20 protein-coding genes and 1 pseudogene are annotated in these 25,557 nt (G+C 73.2%); 15 read left to right on the forward strand and 6 right to left on the reverse strand.

What is annotated here, in order from left to right; translation table 11 throughout:
* Nucleotides 1-27 precede the first annotated feature (27 nt).
* From OG852_RS37530 to OG852_RS37540, 3 genes are read right to left on the reverse strand one after another with little or no spacing between them, the layout of a single operon-like run.
* On the reverse strand, nucleotides 28-663 hold the full coding sequence (locus tag OG852_RS37530) for an ABC transporter ATP-binding protein (protein ID WP_330351565.1): 636 nt from the start codon (nucleotides 661-663) through the stop codon (nucleotides 28-30).
* Nucleotides 657-3,311 (reverse strand): branched-chain amino acid ABC transporter permease/ATP-binding protein, encoded by a 2,655-nt coding sequence (locus OG852_RS37535; RefSeq protein WP_330351566.1) that lies wholly within the window; start codon nucleotides 3,309-3,311, stop codon nucleotides 657-659. Before OG852_RS37535 ends, OG852_RS37530 begins: the two co-directional genes overlap by 7 nt.
* A complete protein-coding gene (locus OG852_RS37540; RefSeq protein WP_133913598.1) occupies nucleotides 3,311-3,784 on the reverse strand; it encodes a hypothetical protein in 474 nt (157 codons plus the stop codon). Before OG852_RS37540 ends, OG852_RS37535 begins: the two co-directional genes overlap by 1 nt.
* Nucleotides 3,785-3,891: 107 nt before the next feature.
* On the opposite strand from OG852_RS37540, the gene OG852_RS37545 reads away from it, so the two are divergent.
* The 3 genes from OG852_RS37545 to OG852_RS37555 all read left to right on the forward strand — a co-directional run bounded on the left by OG852_RS37545 (nucleotide 3,892) and on the right by OG852_RS37555 (nucleotide 6,191).
* Complete coding sequence (locus OG852_RS37545; protein WP_208117192.1) at nucleotides 3,892-4,425, forward strand: hypothetical protein; 534 nt, start codon at nucleotides 3,892-3,894, stop codon at nucleotides 4,423-4,425.
* Complete coding sequence (locus OG852_RS37550) at nucleotides 4,394-5,677, forward strand: ABC transporter substrate-binding protein (protein WP_330350246.1); 1,284 nt, start codon at nucleotides 4,394-4,396, stop codon at nucleotides 5,675-5,677. The genes OG852_RS37545 and OG852_RS37550 overlap by 32 nt, the downstream gene beginning before the upstream one ends.
* A 313-nt stretch (nucleotides 5,678-5,990) precedes the next feature.
* Nucleotides 5,991-6,191, forward strand: coding sequence for an I78 family peptidase inhibitor (locus OG852_RS37555; protein ID WP_133913595.1), 201 nt, complete (start codon nucleotides 5,991-5,993; stop codon nucleotides 6,189-6,191).
* A gap of 106 nt (nucleotides 6,192-6,297) precedes the next feature.
* Here OG852_RS37555 and OG852_RS37560 read toward each other — a convergent pair whose 3' ends face one another.
* Entirely contained in the window at nucleotides 6,298-7,326 is a 1,029-nt protein-coding gene (locus tag OG852_RS37560) for a phosphatase PAP2 family protein (RefSeq protein WP_133913594.1), read from the reverse strand.
* Nucleotides 7,327-7,521: 195 nt separating this feature from the next.
* Complete coding sequence (locus tag OG852_RS37565) at nucleotides 7,522-8,796, reverse strand: mannosyltransferase family protein (RefSeq protein WP_133913593.1); 1,275 nt, start codon at nucleotides 8,794-8,796, stop codon at nucleotides 7,522-7,524.
* Nucleotides 8,797-9,044: 248 nt separating this feature from the next.
* On the opposite strand from OG852_RS37565, the gene OG852_RS37570 reads away from it, so the two are divergent.
* Nucleotides 9,045-10,652, forward strand: coding sequence for an MFS transporter (locus OG852_RS37570; RefSeq protein ID WP_133913592.1), 1,608 nt, complete (start codon nucleotides 9,045-9,047; stop codon nucleotides 10,650-10,652).
* A 118-nt stretch (nucleotides 10,653-10,770) separates the two neighbouring features.
* Nucleotides 10,771-11,961, forward strand: coding sequence for an acyl-CoA dehydrogenase family protein (locus OG852_RS37575; RefSeq protein WP_133913591.1), 1,191 nt, complete (start codon nucleotides 10,771-10,773; stop codon nucleotides 11,959-11,961).
* Between the two features lie 41 nt (nucleotides 11,962-12,002).
* On the opposite strand, the gene OG852_RS37580 is transcribed toward OG852_RS37575, so the two are convergent.
* On the reverse strand, nucleotides 12,003-12,440 hold the full coding sequence (locus OG852_RS37580) for a cell division protein SepF (protein WP_133913590.1): 438 nt from the start codon (nucleotides 12,438-12,440) through the stop codon (nucleotides 12,003-12,005).
* Between the two features lie 345 nt (nucleotides 12,441-12,785).
* Here OG852_RS37580 and OG852_RS37585 point away from each other — a divergent pair, with 345 nt between their 5' ends.
* The 10 genes and pseudogenes from OG852_RS37585 to OG852_RS37630 all read left to right on the forward strand — a co-directional run bounded on the left by OG852_RS37585 (nucleotide 12,786) and on the right by OG852_RS37630 (nucleotide 25,539).
* Entirely contained in the window at nucleotides 12,786-13,931 is a 1,146-nt protein-coding gene (locus OG852_RS37585; RefSeq protein WP_133913589.1) for a DUF5685 family protein, read from the forward strand.
* A gap of 112 nt (nucleotides 13,932-14,043) precedes the next feature.
* Nucleotides 14,044-14,643 (forward strand): GTP-binding protein, encoded by a 600-nt coding sequence (locus tag OG852_RS37590; protein ID WP_133913588.1) that lies wholly within the window; start codon nucleotides 14,044-14,046, stop codon nucleotides 14,641-14,643.
* 434 nt (nucleotides 14,644-15,077) lie between these two features.
* A complete protein-coding gene (locus OG852_RS37595) occupies nucleotides 15,078-16,886 on the forward strand; it encodes an FAD/NAD(P)-binding protein (RefSeq protein ID WP_330350247.1) in 1,809 nt (602 codons plus the stop codon).
* 110 nt (nucleotides 16,887-16,996) lie between these two features.
* Complete coding sequence (locus tag OG852_RS37600; protein ID WP_330350248.1) at nucleotides 16,997-17,845, forward strand: LLM class flavin-dependent oxidoreductase; 849 nt, start codon at nucleotides 16,997-16,999, stop codon at nucleotides 17,843-17,845.
* The gene (locus OG852_RS37605) at nucleotides 17,842-18,624 is read left to right on the forward strand and encodes a DUF1684 domain-containing protein (RefSeq protein WP_330350249.1); all 783 of its coding nucleotides are present in this window, start codon (nucleotides 17,842-17,844) and stop codon (nucleotides 18,622-18,624) included. The genes OG852_RS37600 and OG852_RS37605 overlap by 4 nt, the downstream gene beginning before the upstream one ends.
* A gap of 227 nt (nucleotides 18,625-18,851) precedes the next feature.
* Nucleotides 18,852-19,757, forward strand: a complete 906-nt coding sequence (locus OG852_RS37610) for a S1 family peptidase (RefSeq protein WP_133913584.1) — start codon at nucleotides 18,852-18,854, stop codon at nucleotides 19,755-19,757.
* A gap of 154 nt (nucleotides 19,758-19,911) precedes the next feature.
* The gene (locus OG852_RS37615) at nucleotides 19,912-20,775 is read left to right on the forward strand and encodes a slipin family protein (protein WP_330350250.1); all 864 of its coding nucleotides are present in this window, start codon (nucleotides 19,912-19,914) and stop codon (nucleotides 20,773-20,775) included.
* Nucleotides 20,769-21,050, forward strand: a pseudogene (locus tag OG852_RS51065) (hypothetical protein); the annotation flags it as partial. The gene OG852_RS37615 and the pseudogene OG852_RS51065, both read left to right, overlap by 7 nt.
* A 29-nt stretch (nucleotides 21,051-21,079) precedes the next feature.
* Nucleotides 21,080-24,562, forward strand: a complete 3,483-nt coding sequence (locus OG852_RS37625) for a DNA polymerase III subunit alpha (RefSeq protein WP_133913582.1) — start codon at nucleotides 21,080-21,082, stop codon at nucleotides 24,560-24,562.
* A complete protein-coding gene (locus OG852_RS37630) occupies nucleotides 24,559-25,539 on the forward strand; it encodes a DNA polymerase Y family protein (protein ID WP_133913581.1) in 981 nt (326 codons plus the stop codon). The genes OG852_RS37625 and OG852_RS37630 overlap by 4 nt, the downstream gene beginning before the upstream one ends.
* Nucleotides 25,540-25,557: the final 18 nt, after the last annotated feature.

Genomic DNA, 25,557 nt, shown 5'->3' on the forward strand with positions numbered 1-25,557 from the left:
TCCACCCACCGGGCGGGGCCGCCGTGTTCAACGGGCCCGCCGCTCCCATTCACCCGCCTCCCCGCCGAACACGACGGTCCCGCGCCGCAGTTCGTACACGAAGGCACGGTGACCGCGCAGCGCGGGCGGGAGCCGCTGCTCGGCGAGCACCACGCACGCGTCCAGCGAGGCCAGCAGGGTGTACGTACGCGCCGCGACCGCCGGGGACATGCCCTGGGCCGGCTCGTCGACGAGGACCACGCGCGCGGGGACCGACAGGGCGCGGCACAGGGCCAGCATCCGCTGCTCACCCCCCGACAGGGTCCCGGCGCGACGGGCGAGCAACGGCACCAGCGGCGGGAAGAGGGCGGGGTCCGCCCCGGACAGCTCCAGGTTCTCCCGCACCGTCAGCGAGCCGAACACCGCCCGCCGTTCGGGCACCAGGCACAGCCCGCGCCGCGCCCGCTCGAACGCGGGCATCCGGGTCACGTCCGCCCCGTCCCACACCACCGCGCCGCCCGACAGCGGTACGGCCCCGGCCAGCGCCCGCAGCACCGTCGTACGGCCGGAGCCGTTGCGGCCCAGCAGGACGGTGAGGCCCGGGGCGGGGGCGGTGAGGGTCACGCCGTGCAGGGCCTCCAGGGGGCCGTAGCGCACGCGCGCGTGCCGCAGCGAGATCACCAGGCCGCCTCCTCCAGCGCGTCGAGGACGCGGCCCGGCGGACCCGAGGCGACGATCCGGCCCGCCGCCATGACGTGCACGGCGTCCGCGAGCCCGGCGACCAGGTCGAGGTCGTGCTCGACGACGAGCAGGGCGGTCCCCTCCGCCGCGAGGGCGCGCAGGATCCTGGCCAGCGCGCCCACCTCGGCCGTGTCCAGCCCGGCGGCGGGCTCGTCCAGCAGCAGCACCCGGGGGCTTCCCGCGTACACCCGGGCCAGCTCGACCCGGCGCAGAGTGCCCGTCGGCAGCCCCGCGGCCGGACGGGCACGGACCGGCCCGTCCAGCCCGAACAGCGCCAGCGCCCGCTCCACGGCCTCCGGCCCGCCGCGCCGACCCTGCTCGGCGCCCACCCGCACGTTCTCCGCCACGGTCAGCGACGGGAACACCGCCAGTCGCTGGAAGGTCCGCGCGACGCCGAGCCGGGTCCGGGCGTGCGCGGGCAGCCGAGTGATGTCCCGGCCGTCGAACCGCACCTGCCCGTGGACCGGACGCAGGGTGCCGGCCAGACAGTGGAACAGCGTGCTCTTCCCGGCGCCGTTGGGCCCGACGACCGCCGTGACCCGCCCGCCGAAAACCTCCAGCCCCACCCCGTCGACAGCGGTGAACCCGCCGTAGCGGGCCTCGAGACCGCGGGCGGTGAGGAGGGGCCGGGCCGGTGCGCGCACGGCACGGGAACGGCGGCGCGAGGGCGACGGCGTGCCGACGGGCTCCCGAGCGGGGCGCGGAGCCGTCCGCGGCGGGACCGCCGTGGGGGCGGGCCGCCGGACGAGTCGCTCCCGTACCCGCGCCCCCAACGGTGTCAGCGCCCCCCTCCGCCGCTCCCGGACCCGCGCCCATGCCAGCCGAAGCGCCTCGTACGGCCCGTCGGGGAAACGTCCCGTCAGAGCAGCGAGCACGCCGATCAGGGCCGCCGCGACACCGCCCCGGGTGCCCGCGTCCAGACCCACCAGCAGGGCCGCCGCCGTCAGGGCGCCCAGGGGGTTGTCGGCGCCCAGCACCACCACCGCCGCGAACCAGAGCAGGCTGCGGACGGGGTCGTAGGCCGTGGCGTCGAAGGCGCGCAGCCCCATGCCGAGCAGAGCACCGCCGAGCGCCGCCAGGGCCGCTCCCACGACGAAGGCCAGGAGTTTCAGGGACGGCACGGGCACGCCGGCCGCCGACGCGCCCGGTTCGTGGTCCCGCATCGCGGCCAGGGCCCGCCCGGTCCGGCCCCGGCGCAGCGCGTACGTGGCCGACAGGGCCAGGGCGAGCACAGCCAGCTCCAGGACGTAGTAGGCGCGGTCCCCGTCGAAGCCCGCGGGGCGGCCCAGGGACAGGCCGGCGGTGGCGTACGGCTGGGCGAAGACGAAACGGCTCACCGCGACGCCCACCGCGAAGGTCGCGAGGGCCAGAGCGAGGCCGTGGCGCCGGATGGCCGGCCAGCCGGTCAGCAGGCCCAGCGGGGCCACGAGGAGGACCGCCACGGCCGGCGCCGCCAGTTCGGGCAGGCGGGGGAGGCCGGGGAAGCGGCCCGCGGCCAGCAGGGCCGTGAACAGGGCGCCCAGCCCCGCGTACGCCGCCTGCCCGAGGGAGATCTGCCCGCCGCGGCCCGTGACCACCACCAGGGACAGCAGGATCACGCCCAGGGCGGGCACCTGGACCGCGGTGTGCAGATCGGACCCCGCGAAGCCGAGCGGCAGCAGGAACAGCACCGCGGCCACCACCCACGCCCCCGGCGGCGTACGCACGCGTGCCGTCACCGGAGCCGACGGCGCCTCGCGCGCGCCGGCACCGGGCAGGACGAGGGCGGCGACCAGCAGGGCGACCACGAACAGGTTCGCGCCGACCGCCTGCACCAGCGGGGCCGCCCAGCCCGTGGGGTGCAGCCGGGTCAGCTGGCTCTGCGCGATCCCGATGCCCAGCGCCACCACCACCGCGACCGGCAGACCGCGCATCCGCGCCGCCACCGCGACCGCGAGCACCTCCATCACCAGAAGCGGCAGGCCGTACGGGTCGAGCCGCACGTACGGCGCCAGCAGCACGCCCGTCACCCCGGCCGTGAACGCCCCGAACGCCCAGCCCGCCGCCGCCACCCGGTCCGCGTCGACCCCGCCGAGCACGGCCAGCTCCCGGTCGTCGACCACCGCCCGCAGCTCTCGCCCGAAGCGGGTCCAGCGGATCGTGGCGCCCACCCCGGCCGCCAGGACCAGCACCACGGCGAGCTGCCCCCAGGGATCGGCCGGGACCAGCTCCGGCGCGTCGTCGCGCGCCCCCTGCCCCCACACCAGCGCCGCCCCGCCCACCAGCAGCACGAACACCCCGATCGACGCGACCAGGGTGCGCGCCGGATCGCCGCCCAGGACCGCGAGCGGACGGAAGACGAACCGCTCCAGCACCACCCCGATCGCGGGCGCGAGGAACAGCAGGGTCACCACGGCCCCGAGCCACAGCGGCCACCCCCACTCCACCACGCAGCTCCGCAGCGCGTACGCGCACACCATCGCGACGGCCCCGTGCGCGAAGTTGAGCACGCCGGTGGCCCGGTAGGTGACGATCAGGCCGATCCCGGTGAGGGCGGCCGCGCTGCCGACCGCGAGGCCGGCGAGCGTGAGGTCGTAGGTCAGCGAGGACATCAGGAGTCCGCCGCGTCCGGTTCGCAGATCGGGCACGGGCCGAGGTCGCCGCTCGCCAGCAGCCGGCCGTCCACCGGCAGTGCCTCCGGTTTCCCGGCGACCAGCGGGCAGTCCGCCCGGTGCCACAGGGTGCCCCCGGGCACCATGCGCAGCTCACCGCTGACCGCGACGGGAGCGGAGAGCGCCGCCCGAGGCGCCTCGGGCTCCTCGCCGACGGCGACCAGAAGGCCGTACAGCTCCTCCACGCGCGCGGTGGCGAGATGCTGCCGCCCGGAGGCCAGCAGGACCGCCCCGGCGACGATCAGCGCGGCGCCGGGGACCGTGCAGGAGGCGAGATAGGGGAGCTGGCGTGCGGTGAAGCGCTCGCCGGAGACGCCGTACCAGCCCGCGACGCACAGCACCGCACCGGCGGCCAGGGCGACCCAGCCGGCCCACAGGACGGGGGGCACGGTCCGCAGTCGTCCTGTCCGCATCCCACGCTCCCGCCGCAGTCCGCCGATGGCTTGCACTATGCCTTCTGCAAGCTGACCCTGAAAGGACCGGGCGCGCACGCCCGGACCGACACCCGGTGGTGAGCCTGATGGTTCTCGGGAGCGACCTCGGACGGTCACGGGGTACGGCACTGGCCGCGGCGGTGGTTTTCGTGCTGGCCCCGGCCCTCGCGGCGTGCAGCGACGACGGTGGCGGCGGGGGCGGCGCGGCGACCGCGACGGCCACCGCGACGGTCGGCGGGGCGGCCACCGCGCCCACCGACGCGGCGGCGGCCGAGCAGCGGGTCCGCCGGAACTGGCAGAAGTTCTTCGACCCCGCCACCTCCGCCGCAGACAAACAGGCCCTGCTGGAGAACGGCCGGATGATGGGCCCCATGCTCCGGGCCTTCAACGGGGACCGGCGCGGCGGACAGGTGGCGGCCGAGGTCGAGAAGGTCACGTTCACCTCCCCGACCGAGGCGACCGTGACGTACACCCTCACCCTGAACGGCGCGACCGCCCTGCCGGACGCCACCGGGAAGGCCGTGCTGCAGGACGGCACCTGGAAGGTCTCCGTCACGACCCTCTGCGCGCTGGTCGCGCTGAGCGGCGATGCGTCGGCGTCGGCGGTCCCGGGCTGCTGAGACCGCTGCCGCCGCGCTGCTGCTCCTGCTGAGCGCGGCCTGCGGCAGCCGTCTCCCGGAGAGCGACTTCGAGCAGACCACCGCGGCCCCGCGGGCCTCCGTGATCCGCGTCGGCGTGATCACCAGCACAACCAGCCCCGTCGGCGGCTCCGCGTTCACCGGACCCCGCGACGGGGCGGTGGCCTGGTTCGACCGGCTCGACGCGCGCGGCGGCATCGACGGCCGCCGCGTCGAGGTGCGGTTGTGCGACGACGGCGGCAGCGGCGTCGGGAACAACGCGTGTGTGCACAGGCTGCTCGACGAGGACAAGGTCGTCGCCCTCGTCGCCACCACCTCCCTCGACTACGCCGGCGCCCCGCGGGTCTCCCACGCGGGCGTGCCCGACATCGGCGGCCAGCCCATCGGCCCCGCCTACGACACCTGGCCGCACCTCTACGGCGTCTACGGCAGCCTCGCGCCCCGCGACGGCACCCCGGGCTGGGACGGCAGGCTCTACGGAGGCACCGAGGTCTACCGGTACTTCCGGCGCGAGCACGGCGCCCGTACCGCCGCCGTCGTCTCCTACAACCAGCCCGCGTCCGCCTCCTACGCCCGGCTCGTCGAGCGGGGGCTGAAGGCCGAGGGCTACAAGGTGGTCAGCGAACAGGTCGACTTCGCGCTGCCCAACTTCCGGGCCGCCGCGGCCGACCTGAAGGCGGAGGGCGCCGACCTCGTCTTCGACGCCCTCGACACCCACGGCAACGCCCGGCTGTGCGAGGCGATGGACGAGGTCGGGGCCCGGGTCACCGCCAAGGTCACCAATGTGCAGAACTGGACGTCCACCGTCCCCGAGGACTACAAGGACTCCCCGGCCTGCCGCAACGCGCTGTGGGTCACCGGCTCCAGCCGGAACCACGACGACCCCTCCGACCCGGCCGTACGGGAGTTCCGGGAGGCCACGAAGGATCTGCCGACGCACTCCCAGTGGCAGCTCGAGGGCTGGGCGGCGGCCCGGTGGTTCACGCGGGCGGCGCGGTCCTGCGCCGCGAGCGGGATCACGCGCGCGTGCGTGGACGACTTCATGGACCACAGCGAGGGCTTCGACGCCGGTGGTCTGCTGATCCCCGTCCGCTTCGAACGGCTCACCGAACCGCCGAGGACCAGGCGGACCTGTCTGTCGGTCGCGCGCTGGCAGGACGGCAGGGGGTGGGTCACGCAGGGGGACATGAACCACACCTGCTTCGACGTCCCGCAGCTCGCCTACACGCCCTGAGTCGCGGAGGTTGTGTGGGGGAGTGGTGCATTTCCTACGAGGTGTCAGCCCTCGCCGGCTCCTGCGGAAAGGCCGGTGAAAGGGGATCCGGAGAGGATTCCCGGGGCGCTTTTCGCCGGGTTTTTCGAGGAGTCGGGACGACATACGGGAATTACGTTCGAATGCGTACGGAAGGCCCCGGGAAGCGCTCGTACGTGTGACGGAGTTCGACCGAAACATGTGTCGTGATCCTGTGACAGAAGTGTGACCGGAGTGATCCACATCCCCGTTCCAGGGTTTCCCCGGCGGGCCGCCCCGGCCTAGCGTGGGCGGCATGGCAGCGAATGAGCCCCAGGACAATCCGGACGGATACGTCGGCCTCGACGACGAGCGCGCCGAGCGGCTCGCCCGGGAGCGGGGGTGGTCGACCGTCCGCAAACTGGCGCCCGGGGCGATCATCACCATGGAGTACCGCTTCGGGCGGCTGAACTTCGAGGTGCGCGACGGCCGCGTGACGCGGGCCTGGAAGGGCTGAGGAGGACGAGCACACGGCGAAGGCCCCGGTTCCCGTCAGGAGGGGAATCGGGGCCTTCGGTCGCGGGACCGGGCTGTGCGTACCGGGGGTCCCGCTGCTCGGGAGGTCAGCCGCCGGTCAGCGGGCGGGCCGCCGAGGCGGTCGCCCCGCGCGGCAGACGCTCGGTGTGCGGGGGTCTTCGGCTGCCGACGGGGGTGACCGGCGTGCGCTCCGAGCGGGGCGTGTGGGGGCCCGGCGCCAGATAGACCGGCGCCCGGGGCGTACGGGCGGCGGCGACCGGCTCGCGGGCCGCGGCGGCCTCGTCCTGCGGCGCGGGCCGCGGGGTGAACGGCACGGGGACGGCGACGGGGGCGGCCGGCGCCGGGAGGGTGCCGGAGCGGCGCTCGCGCCAGCGGTCGCGCAGGTCGAGGATCGCGACCTCGGCGCGGGCGATCAGCGGCTCGCACCAGGGCAGGGCCAGCAGGATCAGCAGCCCCGCGGCCCAGCCGAGCACGACATCGCTCAGCCAGTGCGTACCGAGGTAGACGGTGGTCAGGCCGACGCCCAGCGAGACGACGGCGGAGACGGCGGACAGCCAGCGGCGGGCTCTCGGCGTGGAGGCCAGATAGGCCAGGATTCCCCAGGTCACCACCGCGTTGGCGGTGTGACCGCTCGGGAATATGTCGCCGCCCAGACCCATCTCGTTGGAGCCGATCGTGGTCGCGTAGTGCGGTCCGAGCCGTCCCATGCCGAGCTTGGCGGCGCCGACGGTGATGTTCAGCAGCAGCAGGGAGGCGCCCAGGGTCAGCAGGGGGCGCAGGGTGTGCTGCCGCCAGGATCTCCAGCCGAGCCAGGCGGCCACCATCACGGCGGTCGGGCCGCGCTGGCCGAGGACGACGTAGTAGTCCAGGAACGCGTGGATCTCGGGCCACTGCTGGTAGGGCCGGAAGAACATGACCTGCCAGTCGAGGCGGACCAGCCACGAGGTGACCACCACGAGCCATACGATCGCCAGATAGAAGGCCAGGGTCGCCGCGAGCAGCGCGATCCGGTGCCTGCTCATCCTCGGCACATCGATGTGGGCCGGTCGTTCCGGCTCACGGTCGAGCCTGGCGAACACCCGGTCCAGACGGGTGAGGTTTCGTTCGGTACGCACCTAAACGACGTTACAGCGAGTGAGCTCGGCACTCGGCCGAATCCGCTGGTTTGTGATGACCATGTGATGTGGGATTGCTCTCAGGAGGGGCTTAATTCCTGCGGATTCGCTAATCCTCGAACATCGTTTCCTTCAATTCCTTTGATCATTGTGGGAGATAGTTTTAAGGAACGTATGAATGAGTTCACCGGAAACTCATGGAGGGCCGGAACCGTTCAGCCACCACGCCCCGTACACGGCCGACGCCAGCGCGACACCGCCCACCACCAGCGCCGCCCTCGACGTGCGGGAGCGGGCCAGGGCGAGGGCGAGCGGGAACAGCAGCGGGAAGGCAGGCAGCAGCAGGCGCGGCTTCGAGCCGAAGTAGCTGGACGCGCACAGGGCGAGCGCGAGGACGACACCGCCGTAGACCAGCAGCACGAGCGGCTGGCGCTCGCGTACGCAGACGACGTACAGCCGGATCAGCAGGGCGACGCCGACGGTCAGGGCGAGGCCGGCCAGGGCCGACGGGAAGGACGTGAACTTGTCGGCGACGAAGCGGGCGAAGGCGTACCCGCCGTCGAAGCCGTTGCGCCAGCCCGCCTGGACGTCGAGATAGCCGAGCGGGCCCCGGCCGGTGCGGTGGCCGACCCACAGGACGTAGCCCGCGGTGCCCAGCGGGGCGAGGAGCATGCCGAGGGCGCGTAGGGCGGGGCGAGCGCCCTCCGGTGCGGGCTCGCGCCGGGGAGGCGCGTCGGCGGGCGGGCGGGGGGCGTGTTCCGTGGAGTGCGCGCCGGGATCGGGCGCCGTGCTGCGGCTCCCCCCGAACGAGGACCCCACGGGTCCGCCACGGTCCCGCAGGAAGGACGCCAGACCGGCCGCCCAGACCGCCGCGACCACCGCGAGCCCCACCGGGCGGGTCAGCCCGGACAGCGACGCGAGCACCCCCGCGGTCACCCACCGTCCGGTCAGCAGCGCGTACAGCGACCAGGCGGCCAGCGCGGTGAACAGGGACTCGCTGTACGCCATCGACTGCACGATCCCGACCGGCAGCAGGGCCCACACGAGCACCGCGCACACCCCGGCCCGGCGCCCGTACACCTGATCGGCGACCGCGAAGATCCCCCAGGCCGCGGCGAGCGAGGCGAGCAGCGCGACCGTGAACCCGGCGTCGGCGTAGGACAGCGGGCTCACCGTGTGCAGAAGCCTTTCCAGCCACGGCAGCAACGGGAAGAACGCGAGGTTCGAGTGGACGTCGCCGTTCGGCAGCCGGACCTCGTAGCCGTACCCCAGCTCGGCCACCCTCGTGTACCAGAGGGCGTCCCAGCGGGCCGTCAGCAGGGTGTGCGCGCTCTTGCCGCGAGCGGCGCTCCACAGGGCCAGGACGAGCAGGCCCAGGCCCCGTACGGCCACATAGCCCAGCAGCGCGGGGGCCGCCCGGCGCAGGGCCGCGGAGCCGGGAGGCGCCACGCGCGTTGCAAGATCGGTCACGGGCCCGATTATCGACCGGGCGGCACACCGGCCGGGAAAACGGCCGGTCGGGAAGTGGCGTACGCCACAGTGGTTCCGCGGGAGCGTGAGAGTTCCGCCACGTGGCCCCGGCGCGAACTCGCGTACGCTGCCCTTCACTCGTGTTCGTTTGCGCGGGCCGGAGACCACCGCTCCTCTCCGGCCGAGTCGCGGGGCGTCCCCACCCCGTGAGCCCGCCGGACCGAGGGGATCACCTGGGAGGTATGTACATGTCCGGGACGACCACGGCCGCCGTCGGGCTGCGCCGTCGGACGGCCGGGGCCGGTGCCAACCGCTGGGTCGTGCTGGTGGTGCTGTGCGTCAGCCTGCTCCTGGTCGCGGTCGACGCGACCGTGCTGCACGTCGCGGTGCCTGCGGTCACCGAGGACCTCAGGCCCGGCGCGATCGAGCTGCTCTGGATCGTCGACACCTATCCACTGGTCTGCGCCTCGCTGCTGATCCTCTTCGGCACGCTCGGCGACAAGGTGGGCCGGCGGCGGATCCTGCTGCTCGGGTACGCCCTGTTCGGCGTCGCCTCCGCACTGGCGGCGTTCGCCGGGAGTGCCGAGGTGCTGATCCTGGCGCGGGCGCTGCTCGGCGTCGGCGGTGCGATGATCATGCCGGCCACGCTGTCGATCCTGCGGCAGGTCTTCCCCGACCGCCGGGAGAGGGCGCTCGCCATCGGCATCTGGAGCGCGGTGGCCGCGGTCGGCGCGGCGGTCGGCCCCCTGCTCGGCGGCTTCTTGCTGGAGCACTTCTGGTGGGGCTCGGTCTTCCTCGTCAACATCCCGCTGATGCTGGTCAGCCTTCCGGTGGGCCGACTGCTGCTGCCGGAGTCGCGGGGCACGGGCGAGGGGCCCTGGGACGTGGTCGGCGCGCTGATGGCGGCCGCCGGGCTCTTCGGGCTGGTCCTCGGGGTCAAGCGGCTGGGCGGCGCGGAGTTCGGCCCCTTCACCGTGGTGCCCCTGCTGGTCGGCGCGGTGCTGATGGCCCTGTTCGTACGGCGTCAGCGGCGCCGGGCGCATCCGCTGGTGGACCTCGGGATGTTCGCGCGCCCGGCGTTCAGCACGTCCGTCGGGTGCATCGTGCTGGCCATGCTGGCGCTGGTGGGTCTGGAACTGATCGCCGCGCAGTATCTGCAGCTCGTGCTCGGTCTCTCCCCGCTGGAGACGGGGCTGCGGCTCCTGCCGCTGACCTTCGCCGCGATGGCGGCGGGGCTGGCCGGGGCACGGCTGCTGCGCGGGTTCGGGCCGCGGCGGATGGTGTGCGCGGGGTTCCTGCTGACGGCGCTGGCCGTGCTGCTGCTGACCGCGATGGGCGGGGCGGACAACGCGGGGCTGCTGCTGTCCGGGTTCGTGCTGCTCGGCTTCGGGCTGGAGACGACGCTGTTCGCGGCGTACGAGTCGATGCTGAGCGAGGCTCCGGCCGAGCGGGCGGGCGGCGCGGCGGCGATCGGCGAGACCTCCTACCAGCTCGGGGCGGGGATCGGGATCGCCCTGCTGGGCAGCGTGATGAACGCGGCGTACGCGCCCGGGCTGAACTCCGTGCCCGGGGTGCCGGCCTCCGCGTCGGCGGCGGCGGGGCACTCGCTGGGCGAGGCCTACGAGGTCGCCGGACAACTCGGCGGGCCCGCCGGGGTGGCGCTGCGGCGGGTGGCGAGGGACAGCTTCGTGCACGGGCTGCACGTCACGCTGCTGGTCAGCGCCGGGTTGTTGCTGCTGGGGGCGGTGATGGCGCTGAGGTTGCCGCGGGTGATGCAGTGCGAGTCGGCCCCCGTGGAGCTGCCCGCTCCCCGCGAGGTGTCTCCCACCCACGCACCACCGGTGACCGTTCGCTGACCGGGTGACCCTTCCCTGTGGGGCTGCTTCGCCGTCGGCGGCCTTCCCCCGCGCCGTCGGTGGTACCTTCGGTCGGACATTGTGACTAGCGGTGCTAGTTTTGCCGGAGGAGCTCGTCATGGCCGCGTCCTCGAAGTTGCCCCCCTTCGATCCCGCCGATCCGCTCGGGATCGACGATCTGCTCGAGCCGGAGGATCTCGCGATCCGTGACACCGTGCGGAGCTGGGCCGTGGACCGGGTGGAGCCGTTCGTCGCCGAGTGGTACGAGCGGGGCGAGCTGCCGGTGATCCGGGAGCTCGCCCGTGAGCTCGGCGCGATCGGGGCGCTCGGGATGTCGCTCGACGGGTACGGCTGCGCCGGGGCGAGCGCCGTGCAGTACGGGCTCGCCTGTCTGGAGCTGGAGGCCGCCGACTCGGGCATCCGCTCGCTGGTGTCCGTCCAGGGCTCGCTCGCCATGTACGCGATCCACCGGTTCGGCTCCGAGGAGCAGAAGCAGGCGTGGCTGCCCCGGATGGCCTCCGGCGAGGTCATCGGCTGCTTCGGGCTCACCGAGCCCGACCACGGGTCCGACCCGGCCGGCATGCGGACGTACGCCAAGCGCGACGGCTCGGACTGGGTGCTCGGCGGCCGGAAGATGTGGATCACCAACGGGTCCGTGGCCGGGGTCGCCGTCGTCTGGGCGCAGACCGACGGGGGCATCCGGGGGTTCGTCGTGCCCACCGACAGCCCCGGGTTCTCCGCGCCGGAGATCAAGCACAAGTGGTCGCTGCGGGCGAGTGTGACCAGTGAGCTCGTGCTCGACGAGGTGCGGCTGCCCGGCGACGCGGTGCTGCCGGAGGTCGTGGGGCTCAAGGGACCGCTGAGCTGTCTGTCCCACGCCCGGTACGGGATCGTCTGGGGTGCGATGGGCGCGGCCCGGGCCTGCTTCGAGGCCGCCGTCGACTACGCCCGCACCCGTGAGCAGTTCGGGCGGCCCATCGGGGGGTTCCAGCTCACCCAGGCCAAGCTCGCCGACATGGCGGTCGAGCTGCACAAGGGGATTCTGCTCGCCCACCATCTGGGGCGGCGCATGGACGCCGGCCGCCTGCGTCCCGAGCAGGTCAGCTTCGGCAAGCTCAACAACGTACGGGAGGCCATCGAGATCTGCCGTACGGCGCGGACGATCCTCGGGGCCAACGGGATCTCGCTGGAGTATCCCGTCATGCGGCACGCGACGAACCTGGAGTCGGTGCTCACCTACGAGGGCACCGTCGAGATGCACCAGCTCGTGCTGGGCAAGGCGCTCACCGGACTCGACGCCTTCCGCTGACCCGGCCCGGAGCCGAGGCGGGGCCGACGAGCGGCCCTGCCTCAGCTCTGGTTGAAGAAACCGTCCGTGCGGTGCCCGGCCGGATCGCCGTTCACGATCTCCGTGTTGGACGGCGTCAGCAGGAACACCCGGGTCGAGACCCGCTCGATCGAACCGCGCAGTCCGAAGATCAGCCCGGCCGCGAAGTCGACGACGCGCTTGGCGTCGGCCGCCTCCATGGCCGTGAGGTTCATGATGACCGGCACGCCCTCGCGGAACAGCTCGCCGATCAGCCGCGCGTCCCGGAAGCTGTCCGGGGTGACGGTGCCGATCCGGCGGCCCTTCTCCTCGGCCGTGTCCGAGGCGACCTTGACGCGCGGGTCGGTGACCCAGGCGTCCTGCGAATCGGTCCCCTCGGAGTAGTCGTCGTCGTAGTAACGCTCGTCATCGTTGTCGTCGACGAGGCCAAGCCAGGCACTTGCCTTGCGCACCGATCCCATGGACGCCTCCTCTCACAGCGGTCTTTCTTCCTTTCCGCATTCCCATGGTCGTCCATGATGCGGATGTCGCGCCAAGTGGATAGACGCCGCGCGGGGGGTTTGTGACGGTACTGGTGCACAGCGAATCCGTCGAGAGCCCGCGTCCCCCAAGGGTCCTGCTGTGTACGGCTGCTGACTGAGAGTGAAATATGACTGTTTGTGGCGTACGGGTGATACCTGGTGCGTACGGGTGAAGAGGGTGGAGCGTTCAAAGGCGATTATCGGCCGATAGCATGCGGCAGCTCAATGTCTTAACGGCCCGGCTCTCGGGCAGGGGAACACGGACCGAGGACTACGGGGGTTGTCATGTTCGGAATCGTCAGACCGTGCGGTCACCGGCTCGGTGAGCGGCTCAAGGCCGAGTGGATGGCGCATCTGTGCGGACTCTGTCTCGCGCTGCGCGGCGACCACGGCCAGTTCGCGCGGGTCGTCACCAACTACGACGGGCTGCTCATCTCGGTCCTGACGGATGCTCAGGTGGGTACGGCGACCGGTCGGCGGCGTACGGCGGGCCCGTGCCCGTTGCGCGGGATGCGCACCGCCTCCGTCGCCCAGGGCGAGGGGGCGCGGCTCGCGGCGGCCGTCTCGCTGGTGCTGGCCTCGGCCAAGGTGCGCGACCATGTCGCCGACGGGGACGGGCTGCTGGCCCGGCGTCCGGTCGCCGTCGCCGCCCGCAGGGTCGCCCGGAGCTGGGGGAGGGCGGGGGAGCGCGGCGGGGCCGCGGTCGGCTTCGACACGGCGGTCCTGGTGGACGCCGTGGACCGGCAGGTCGGCCTGGAGGCGCTGGCCGGGCCCGGCACTTCACTGCTGACCGTCACCGAGCCGACCGAGACCGCCACGGCCGCCGCCTTCGCCCACACCGCCGTCCTGGCGGGCCGGCCGGGCAACGCCGTCCCGCTCGCGGAGGCCGGGCGGCTGTTCGGACGGCTGGCGCATCTGCTGGACGCCGTCGAGGACCAGGCCGCCGACGCGCGGGCAGGCGCCTGGAATCCGCTCACGGCCACCGGGACCCCGCTCACCGAGGCCCGGAGGCTCGCCGACGACGCCCTGCACGGGATACGGCTCGCACTGAAGGACGTCGAGTTCGTGGACCGCGGGCTGGCGCATCTGCTGCTCGCGCACGAGCTGGAGCGGTCGGTGGACCGGGCGTTCGGGACGACCTCGTGCGGGCACACGCACCCGGGGGCCGCGCAGGAGGGCCGGGCCGCGTTCGGGCCCCCGCCGCAGATGCCCGCGCCGCCCAAGCAGCCGCGGGGGCTGCTCGCCGGGTGCGCCGTCGCGATCGGGCTGTTCTGCACCTGCCAGGTGTGCTGTGCCGACGAGTTCGAGGGTCCCTGGTCGCGGAAGAAGCACGAGGGCTGCTGCTCCAACTGTGACTGCGGGAACTGCGACTGCGGGTGCGGTGACTGCTGCGACGGGTGCGACTGCTGCGGCTGCGACTGCTCCTGCTGACACACGGTCACCTGCCGTGCGCGCGGGGCCCCGTGCGGGCGCACGGTGAGTGCGGAGCGCCTTCGGGACGTATCTCCTGTCGAGACACGGAAGCTCGAAAGGATCACGGATCATGCCCGGGCGCTCAGAGAAGACTGTGCCGCTTGCCGTCAAGATCGTGGTGAGCGGGGGGCTCGGGGTCGGTAAGACGACCTTCATCGGAGCCGTCTCCGAGATCGAGCCCCTCGACACCGAGGCGGCCATCACCCAGGTGTCGGTGGGAGTCGACTCCTTGGAGGGCGTGGAGACCAAGACCAGGACCACCGTCGCGCTCGACTTCGGGCGGATCACCCTCGACCCGGCCATCGCGCTGTATCTGTTCGGGACGCCCGGGCAGGGACGGTTCTCGTTCCTGTGGGACGACCTGGTGGAGGGCGCCCTCGGGACGGTCGTCCTCGCGGACACGCGCCGGCTCGAGGAGTGCTTTCCGGCGGTCGACTACTTCGAGGCCCAGGAGGCGCCGTTCGTGCTCGCCGTGAACCGCTTCGACGGGGCCGAGCGGTGCGGGTTGGACGAGGTGCGGGGGGTGCTGGGGCTGGACCCCGATGTGCCGGTGCTGGAGTGCGATGCCCGGGAGCGGGGGTCTGTGCGGGACGTGCTGGGGGTGTTGATGGATCGGGTCATCGGGGTGCGGGGTTCTTCGGGGGCGCGGGCTTCCTCCGGGGTGCGCTGAATCGCCGTCGGGGTGACGGTCGGTGGCCCGGGTACGGGTGGTGCGGGGTTGATCGCGCGGTTCCCCGCCCCCAAGGGGGGTGCGGGTCGGCGTGCGGGTGAAGCGAGGGGAGGGGTGTGAAGGCCGGAGAGGGGGACGCGGAGGCGTCCCGGGCGCGCAGGGGGTCGGCTCAACAGGAACAGGACCACACTCGACCGAAGTCGATGTGGGAGCGGGTGACCAGCCACTGCTGCGGATGCATGGGCCAAGTGGAACAGGTCTCCGATTACCCGTCAACCGAGATGAGACGTACGGCTCACAGTTCGGACAGCCTTGACAGTGAGGGGAAACACCGCCGTACTCTCGCTGTACGGCCCTGCTGAGGGGCTCGGCCGTGATTCCTGCCGTGTGAAGGCACTCCACCGTGTTCGACCGATGCGTCACGGAGCCTTCGCATGTCTTCCGACACCCTTGCCCCCATCCCCGCCGCCCCGGGCCACAGACACTCCCTCGTGATCGTGGGGGCCGGGCCGCGGGGGACCGGTCTGATCGAACGCATCGCGGCCAACGCGCCCGAGCTGTACGCCGGTCAGGGCCTCGACATCCATCTCGTCGACCCGCATCCGCCGGGCGCCGGACGGATCTGGCGGGCCGCCCAGTCGCCGCTGCTGTGGATGAACTCGCACGCCGAGGACGTCACCATGTTCACCGACGAGACGGTGGTCATGGACGGGCCGGTGCGGCCGGGGCCCACCCTGCACGAGTGGGCCGGTGTCGACGGGAGGCTCTTCGCCGACCGGCAGCTCCAGGGCGCCTATCTGAGCTGGGTGCACGAACAGGCCGTCGCCGCCCTCCCGGAGGAGATCACCGTCCACCGTCATCCCCGGCGCGCGCTGCGGGTGAGCGGTCCGCGCGACGGGCGTCAGCAGGTCTGGCTCGAGGGGCGGCCCCAGCCGCTGGCCGCCGACCTCGTCGTCCTCGCGCTCGGCCACCTCGACGCCGAACTCGACGACGAACAAAAGGAGTTGGCCGCGTACGCCCGCGAGCACGGGCTCACCCATCTGCCGCCCGACTTCACCGCCGACAGCGACCTGTCCGCGCTCGGACCCGGTGAACCCGTCCTCGTGCGCGGCTTCGGGCTGGCCTTCGTCGACCTGATGGTGCTGCTCACCGAAGGGCGCGGCGGACGGTACGAGGGGGGCGAGGGGGACACCTATGTGCCCTCGGGGCGGGAGCCGGTCCTGTACGTCGGGTCGCGGCGCGGAGTGCCGTACCACTCGAAGATCGGCTACGACTGGACCGGCGAACGGCCCCCGCTGCCCCGGTTCCTCGGGCCCGCCGAGACCGACGAACTCCTCGCGCGCCCCGGCGGGTTCGACTTCCGCCGGGACGTGTGGCCGCTGGTGGAGAAGGAGCTGGGCTTCGCCCACTACCACCGGCTGTTCACCACCCATCCCGAGCGGACCGCGATCGCCTGGACGGACTTCGAGGAGAAGTACGCGGTCGCCGCGGGCGAGGCCGAACGGGAGGCCCTCGTCGCCTCCGCCGTGCCCGACCCCGCCGACCGGCTCGACCTCGCCGTGCTCGACCGGCCGCTGGACGGGCTGCGGTACGCCTCGCACGAGGAGTTCCAGGACGGTCTGCGACGGTACGTCGAGGACGATCTGGGCCGTCGTCACGATCCCTCGCACAGCGCCGACCTGTCCGTGTTCCTCGGGCTCCTCTCCGTCTACGGGCAGCTCGTGCGGCTCGGGGACATCGGCTCCTGGTGGCACGGGTTCTTCAGCTATCTCGCCTCCGGGCCGCCCGGCCCCCGGCTGCGGCAGCTGCTCGCGCTCTCCCGGGCGGGGGTGGTGAAGTTCGTCGGCGCCGACATGGCCGTACACGCCGAGGACGGGGCGTTCCGGGCGTCCAGCCCGACCGTGCCGGGGTACTCCGTGCGGGCACGGGCCCTGGTGGAGGCCCGGCTGCCCGAGCCGACGCTGCGGCGCGCCCTCGATCCGCTGCTGCGCGCCCTGCACGCCGAGGGCGCCGGGGAGACGGCCGACGGACTGCTGCGGGTGGACCGGGTCGACGGGCGGGTCCTGGACCGGGCCGGCCGGCCGCACCCGCGGCGCTTCGCGCTCGGCCCGCACACCGACGGACGCACCCCCGGCGCCTTCACCCGCCCCCGCACCGGCGGTCCCGCGTTCCGGCAGAACGACGCCACCGCGCGCGCCGCCTTGGTGTTCCTGCGGGACCTCGGCGCCGACGCCGCCGCATGAGCCCCCTCCGGACCAGCAAAGGAATGCTCACGATGACCGTCCTGGTCGACATCAGGTCCGTGCACCGGGGCCCCGGCCCGAAGCCGCTGCCGTCGAAGGTGCGGTGAGCCATGGGACTGCTGCATCTGGCCGCCGCCGTCGACCTGCCGGGCGTGGACGGGGCCGCCCCCCACGTGGAGCTGGCCCGGCTCGCCGAGCGCGGCGGGCTGGACTTCGTGACGCTGGACGACGCCCCCGGCCGGCCCGGGTTCGACGCGTCGGCCGTGCTCACCCGGATGGCGGCGGCCACACGCCGCGTCGGACTGGTGGCCGCGCTCGGCGAACCCCGGGCCGGGGCCGCGGTCGCCACGCTCGACCGTGCCGCCCGGGGCCGGGCCGGCCTGCGGATCGACGCACCCTCGGGTGAGGCCCTGTCAGAGGCCCTCCTGCCCGGCCGTCCCGTACGGGTCGTCGACGCCACCGAGCCGGCCGCGCGCCCCGCCGCCGCCCGGTACGCCGATGTGGCCCTGGTCCGGGTGGCGGGTCCCGCGCAGGCCGGAGCCGTACGCGGCGAACTGCGCGCCGAGGCCGTCGCGGGCGGCCGGGACCCTGACTCCCTCAGGGTGCTGGTGAGTCTGCTCGTCGACCTCGGGGACGGCGAGCACGCCGCCGAGCGGGGGCACGGCGGGGGCGGCCCCCGGCAGACCGGCCGGGGCCCGCTCTACCGCGGCGGCCCCGTCGACCTCGCCGAGCTGATCGCCTCCTGGCACCAGGACGACACCGCCGACGGCTTCCACCTCGTCCCCGTGGAACCCCACCGCGACCTGGAACGCCTGGTCAACGGGACGGTCTCGCTGCTCCAGCACCGCGGTCTGTTCCGCACCTTCTACCCGGGCGGCACCCTGCGCGAGCACCTGGGCCTCACCCGGCCCGCCCCTCAGTACGCACCGACAGCACGAACCGAAAGGCTGACCCGATGACGACGGACGCGGCAGACCTCTGGAAGCAGTGGCACGCACACCGCCTGGACACGCTCACGGAGCCCTACGGCCCGCTCGCCCTCACCGGCACCCACTGGCTGGAGGACTTTCCGGACGGTCGACTTCCGGACATCCCGGGGGTCTGGGTGGCGGAAGAGGACGGCGTGCTGCTCACGGCGGCCGAGACCGACGGGCTCACCCTGGACGGACGGCCGTTCGGCGGAACGGTACGGCTCGGCGCCGACCCCGGGGCGGTCGACACCGCCCGCGTCGCGCACGGGCGGCGACGGCTGGTCGTGCTGGTACGGGAAGGGGTCTGGGGGGTACGCGACTTCGACCCCGGGGCCGACGCCCGGCGCCTGTTCCGGGGCGTGGAGGCCACCCCGTACGGGGCGCGCTGGTCGGTGCCGGGGCGCTTCACGCCGTACGGCGAGCACCGGACCGTCCGGGTCCCGAACGCCGACGGGCGGGAACGCGGCCTCGGCCTCGGCGGGGAACTGACGTTCGCTCTCGACGGGCAGGAGCACACGCTCCAGGTGTCCGTGCAGGGTGACGGCTCGCTGTGGGCGGTGTTCGCCGACTCCACGAGCGGGGTGAGCAGCCACCGGTTCCGGTTCCTCCACCCGGGTGCCCCCGACGAGCAGGGGCGCACCACGGTGGACTTCAACCGGGCCGTACTGCCTCCGTGTGCATTCGCCGACGCTTTCATCTGCCCCTTCCCGCCACCGGGGAACACTCTCGGCGTGGAGATCGAGGCAGGGGAGCGCAACCTGGTCTGAGCTGGGACAAGAGACCTCCAAGAGGGCTCAACTCACGCAGTTCGTTCAAGGTCTGACGGCCGAAAGGCGCCCTTGCGCCGACCGGCCGTTCGGCCGAATACTCCCCCTCAGCGCTTGTCAGGGTCACGGCGTGTCCGGAATCCGGGCGAACGTCTGATCCTGGCTGCGCCTCACGGGCCCCGACCCCACACGACGGGCCCCCGACTTCCCCTGGGAGGGAACGAAACGTGAGGATCAAGCGCACCACCCCCACCACCCGCGGCATCTCGAGACGGAGCCGGCTGATCGCCGTCACCACCGGACTCGTGGCCGCGGCGGCCATCGCGATCCCCCACGCGAGCGCGGCCGACAGCGCCACCTTCAGCTCCGCCCAGCTCAAGAGCGCCGGCGCCTCGGTGCTCCAGGCGGACGTCCCGGGCACCGCCTGGGCCGTCGACAGCAAGACCAACCGCCTGCTCGTCACCGTCGACAGCACCGTGTCCGACGCCGAGATCGCGAAGATCAAGGAGGCCGCGGGCAGCAACGCCGGCGCCCTGACGATCAAGCACACGCCCGGCAAGTTCAACAAGCTCATCGCGGGCGGCGACGCCATCTACGGCGGCGGCTACCGCTGCTCGCTCGGCTTCAACGTGGTCAGCGGCAGCACCTACTACTTCCTGACCGCCGGTCACTGCGGCGAGGTCGCGTCGACCTGGTACTCCAACTCCGGGCAGTCGACCGTGCTGGGCACGAACGTCAGCTACAGCTTCCCGACCAACGACTACGCGCTGGTCCGCTACACCAACAGCTCGGTCACCAAGTCCGGCACCGCGGGCAACACGGACATCACCAGCTCGGGCACGCCCAGCGTCGGCACCACGGTCTACCGTGACGGCTCGACGACCGGCATCCACAGCGGCCGGGTCACCGCGCTGAACGCCACCGTCAACTACGGCGGCGGCGACATCGTCTACGGCATGATCCAGACCAACGTCTGCGCCGAGGGCGGCGACTCCGGTGGCCCGCTGTACTCCACCAGCGGCATCGCCTACGGTCTGACCTCCGGCGGCAGCGGCAACTGCACCTCCGGCGGCACGACCTTCTTCCAGCCGGTGGCGGAGGCCCTGAGCGCGTACGGCGTCAGCGTCTTCTAGTACACCCGGTACATCCGGTACGTCGTCTCCGAGGCACCGTTCGACGGGCCCCCGCACGTGAACCGCCGTGCGGGGGCTCCCTCTTGCAGGGGGACGGGGTTACCGTCGTAGGACGGGACATGGACGGAAGTGCTTCGGACCCCTGGGGGCCGGCATGGTCGAGGAGCTGGTGGCGGCGGGAGCCGGGCTCGTGTCCGCCGGAGTGGTGTACGTGGCGGCGGCGGCGCGGGTGGTCAAGCAGTACGAGCGGGGTGTGGTCTTCCGCCTCGGGAGACTGCGGCCGCAGGTGCGCGGACCGGGGCTGACGCTGATCGTGCCGGGCGTCGACCGGCTCAAGAAGGTCAACATGCAGATCGTCACGATGCCGGTGCCGGGCCAGGAGGGCATCACCCGGGACAATGTGACGGTCCGGGTCGACGCCGTCGTGTACTTCCGGGTGACCTCCCCGGCCGAGGCGGTGGTCCGGGTGGAGGACTACCGGTTCGCCGTCTCGCAGATGGCGCAGACCTCGCTCAGGTCCATCATCGGCAAGAGCGAGCTGGACGATCTGCTCTCCGACCGCGAAAAGCTCAACCAGGGGCTGGAGTTGATGATCGACAGCCCGGCCGTGGAGTGGGGCGTCACCATCGACCGGGTCGAGATCAAGGACGTCTCCCTGCCCGAGACGATGAAGCGGTCCATGGCCCGGCAGGCCGAGGCCGACCGGGAGCGGCGGGCCCGGGTCATCAACGCCGACGCCGAGCTCCAGGCCTCCAAGAAGCTGGCGGAGGCGGCCCGCGAGATGTCCGAGCAGCCCGCCGCGCTCCAGCTCCGGCTGCTGCAGACCGTGGTGGCGGTCGCCGCCGAGAAGAACTCCACGCTGGTGCTGCCGTTCCCGGTGGAGCTGCTGAGGTTCCTGGAGAAGGCACAGCAGCAACTGCCCGCGCCCGCACCGGCGCCCGCACCGGCGCCCGCACCGGCGCCTGCGTCGGCTCCCGCGCCTCCTCCTGTGCCCGCACCGGCTTCCGGGCAGGAATGAGGGTGACCCGCGGCGGCTCCACCACCCGGGTCCACTCCGGCACGGGCACCGGTCTGGACGCGACCGTGAACAAAGGCAACGGCGACATCGTCGACGGTCTGATCCGGACCGACGTCTGCGCCGAGCCCGGCGACAGCGGCGGCTCCCTCGTGGGTGTGTTTGCCCCCGTTTCCGCAGGTGACTCGGGCGTTCCCGCAGGTGGGGGACGCCCGAGTCGTCATCGTACACACGTTCGGAATTTGGTCTATGGTGGGGGTGAGGGATTAGGGAACTGATGTTCGAAGAGTGATCGTGGGAGGTGCGTGTGCCAGGCTTCACGCATCTGCACACCGTCTCCGGGTTCTCCCTCCGTCACGGGGCCTCGCACCCGGAGCGGCTGGCCGAGCGCGCCTTTGAACGAGGCATGGACGCCCTCGCCCTCACCGACCGCGACACCCTGGCCGGCACGGTCCGCTTCGCCAAGGCCTGCGCGAAGGCGGGCGTGCGCCCGCTGTTCGGCGTGGACCTGGCGGTCGCCGGGCCCGTACGGCAGGACAGCGACGTACGACGGGAACGGCGCCGCACCCCGGTGCGCGGCGGTGCCTTCATCGACGAGTCGACCCCCCGCGTCACCTTCCTCGCCCGCGACGGCGCCCGGGGCTGGGCCGACCTGTGCCGGATCGTGACCGCCGCCCACGCCGACGGGGACCTCCCCGTGCTGCCCTGGACCGGCAACCACGGCGACGGCCTGACCGTCCTGCTCGGCCCCGCCTCCGACGTCGGCCGCGCCCTGGCCGCCGGCCGCCCGGACCGGGCCGCGAAGCTCCTCGCCCCCTGGCGTGAGGTGTACGGCGACGCCCTGCGCCTCGAGGCCGTCTGGCACGGCCGTGAAGGCACCGGACCGGGCTCCCTGCGGCTGGCCGCCCGCACCGTCGGCTTCGCCGCCGAGCAGCGGATCCGCCCCGTGCTCAGCAACGCCGTCCGCTACGCCGACCCCGGCCAGGGCCCGGTCGCCGACGTCCTGGACGCCGCCCGCCGGCTCGTCCCCGTCGACCCCGCCAAGGAGCTCGACTCGGGCGAGGCCTGGCTGAAGGGCGCGGACGCCATGGCCGCGGCGGCCGAGCGGATCGTGGAGGCCGCGGGCTTCCGGCGGGACACCGCCCACCGGCTGCTGGAACAGACCCGGGCCGCGGCCGCCGCATGCCTGGTCGACCCCGAGGGCGACCTCGGCATGGGCACCGTCCACTTCCCCGAACCGCACCTCGTCGGCGCGGGCCGCCGCACCGCCCAGCGGGCGCTGGCCTCCCGGGCGGCGGCGGGCATGGTGCTCCACGGCTACGCCGACCGGCACGCCTACTGGGAGCGGATGCACCACGAGCTGGACATCATCGCCCACCACGGCTTCGCCTCCTACTTCCTCACCGTCGCCCAGGTGGTCGACGACGTACGGCGCATGGGCATCCGGGTCGCCGCGCGCGGCTCCGGCGCGGGCTCCCTCGTCAACCACCTCCTCGGCATCGCGCACGCCGACCCGGTCGAGCACGGGCTGCTGATGGAGCGCTTCCTGTCGAAGGAACGGGTCGTACTGCCCGACATCGACATCGACGTGGAGTCCGCGCGCCGGCTGGAGGTCTACCGGGCGATCATCGGCCGGTTCGGCGCCGAGCGGGTCGCGACGGTCGCGATGCCGGAGACGTACCGGGTCCGGCACGCCGTCCGGGACGTCGGCGCGGCCCTGTCCATGGACCCCGCCGACATCGACCGGATCGCCAAGTCCTTCCCGCACATCCGGGCGCGGGACGCCCGCGCGGCGCTGGAGGAGCTGCCCGAGCTGAAGGCGCTGGCGGCGGAGAAGGAGCGGTACGGAAAGCTGTGGGAGCTGGTCGAGGCCCTCGACGCCCTCCCGCGCGGGATCGCCATGCACCCGTGCGGGGTCCTCCTCTCCGACGCCTCCCTGCTCTCCCGCACGCCGGTCGTGCCGACCAGCGGCGAGGGGTTCCCCATGGCGCAGTTCGACAAGGACGACGTGGAGGACCTCGGGCTGCTCAAGCTGGACGTGCTGGGCGTGCGGATGCAGTCGGCGATGGCGCACGCGGTGGCCGAGGTGGAGCGGGCGACGGGGGAGCGGATCGACCTGGACGCGGTGGCGCCGGGCGACCCCTCGACGTACCGGCTCATCCGCTCGACCGAGACGCTGGGCTGCTTCCAGATCGAGTCGCCGGGCCAGCGCGACCTGGTCGGGCGGCTCCAGCCGGCCACGTTCCACGACCTGGTCGTCGACATCTCGCTGTTCCGGCCCGGACCGGTCGCCGCCGACATGGTGCGGCCGTTCATCGAGGCGCGGCACGGGCGGGCGCCCGTCCGTTGTCCGCACCCCGATCTGGAGGAGCCGCTGCGGGGGACGTACGGGGTCGTCGTCTTCCACGAGCAGATCATCGACATCGTCGCGATCATGACCGGCTGCGGGCGGGGTGAGGCGGACCGGGTGCGGCGCGGGCTGTCCGACCCGGAGTCGCAGGGGCGGATCAAGGTGTGGTTCGCCCAGCACGCGACGGCGAACGGCTATGACGCGGAAACGATTCGGCGTACCTGGGAGATCGTCGAGGCCTTCGGCTCCTACGGCTTCTGCAAGGCGCACGCGGTCGCCTTCGCCGTCCCGACCTACCAGTCGGCGTGGCTGAAGGCCCACCATCCCGCCGCCTTCTACGCCGGGCTGCTCACGCACGACCCCGGGATGTACCCGAAGCGGCTGCTGCTGGCGGACGCGCGGCGGCGCGGGGTGCCGATCCTGCCGCTGGACGTGAACCGGTCGGGTGTCGCACACCGTATCGAACTGGTGTCTGAATCCCCTGGTGCGCAAGGACGTTGGGGGCTGCGGCTGGCCCTCTCCGACGTGCACGGCATCAGCGAGGCCGAGGCGGCACGGGTCGCGGACGGACAGCCGTACGCCTCACTCCTCGACTTCTGGGAACGGGCCCGCCCCAGTCGCCCGCTCGCCGGACGGCTCGCCCAGGTGGGCGCGTTGGACGAGTTCGGCGCCAACCGCCGCGATCTGCAACTGCACCTGGCCGAGCTGCACCGCGGTGCCCGGGGCGCGGGCGGCGGTCAACTCCCCCTGGCGGGCGGACGGAAGACCGCTCCCGCCGGGCTGCCGGACCTGTCCCCGGCCGAGCGGCTCAGCGCCGAGCTGGGCGTACTGTCCATGGACGCCTCCCAGCATCTGATGGACGATCACCGGACCTTCCTCGACGAGCTGGGCGTGGTCCCGGCGCGACGGCTGCGGGAGGCGCGGCACGGGGAGACCGTGCTGGTCGCGGGCGCCAAGGCGGCCACCCAGACCCCGCCGATCCGGTCCGGCAAGCGGGTCATCTTCACCACCCTGGACGACGGCACGGGCCTGGTCGACCTCGCCTTCTTCGACGACTCCCACGACGCCTGCGCGCACACCGTCTTCCACTCCTGGCTGCTGCTGGTGCGCGGGGTGGTGCAGCGGCGCGGCCCGCGCAGCCTGAGCGTGGTGGGCTCCGCCGCCTGGAACCTCGCCGAGCTGGTCGACCTGCGCGCCGAGGGCGGGCTGGACGAGGTGGCGGCACGGCTCGCGGAGCCGGCGGCGGGGGAGGGGGAGGAACCGGACGGGGCGGGTGATGCGCGAGGGTCCGGCGATTCGACAGGGGGCAGGCGAATCCATCTGCCCACCGGATACGAACTCCATCCATGGGCCGATCTGCGGCCCGCGGGACAAGAGGCCTCTCAAGGGCCTGCGACGGTACGGAAGTTGTGGCACCAGAGTCCGGGGAGTGCGGGATGACCATCCTCTGCGTACGTTTCCAGTGGCCGGCGAGGTACGAGGCCGACGTGGCCCTCCCGGGGCTGCTCGGGCTGCTCGAGGAGTTCACACCGGTCGTCGAGGCGCTGCCGCCGGACGGGGCGCTGGCCGATCTGCGGGGCGCCGAACGGTACTTCGGGCGCAGCGCGGTGGAGCTGGCCTCGGTGATCCGGGTCCGCGCCCTCGCGCTGTACGGCGTCGACTGTGTCATCGGCGCCGGTCCCGGCCCGATGCTGGCCCGGGTGGCGCTGCGGGACGCCCGGCCGGGGCTGACCCGCGCGGTCCCGGAGGACGCGGACCAGGTGCGGGAGTTCCTCGCCGAGAAGCCGGTGGCCGCGCTGCCCGGTGTCGGCGCGGCCACCGCCCGCACGCTGGGCGAGTACGGCCTCGACACCCTCGGCCGGGTCGCCGCCGCGCCCCTGGCCACCCTTCAGCGTCTGGTCGGCGCGAAGGCGGGCCGCGAGCTGCGGGAGAAGGCGAGCGGGATCGACCGCGGCCGGGTCGTCCCGAACGCCGTCTCCCGCTCCCTGGCCGCCGAACGACCCTTCGAACGCGACGAGTTGGACCCCGACCGGCATCGTAGGGCCCTGCTGTCCGCCGCCGGGGAACTGGGCGCCCGGCTGCGCGCCGTGGAGAAGGTCTGCCGCACCCTGACCCTCACCGTGCGCTACGCCGACCGTTCCTCCACCACCCGCAGCCGCACCCTCAAGGAGCCGACCGCGCACTCGGCGGCCCTGACGAGGACGGCGTACTCCCTGTACGAGACGCTCGGGCTGCAGCGCGCCCGGGTCAGGGCGATCGTCCTGCGCGCCGAGGCGCTCGGCCCCGCCGACCAGGCCTCCTACCAGCTCACCCTCGATGCCGCCGACGAGAAGATCCGCCGGATCGAGGAGGTCGCCGACCGGGTGCGGGCGAAGTTCGGGCCGGGGGCGGTGATCCCGGGAGCGCTGGCGGCGTGAATAACCGGGAGCCCGCGC

The organism is Streptomyces sp. NBC_00582 (assembly GCF_036345155.1).
Taxonomy (GTDB): domain Bacteria; phylum Actinomycetota; class Actinomycetes; order Streptomycetales; family Streptomycetaceae; genus Streptomyces.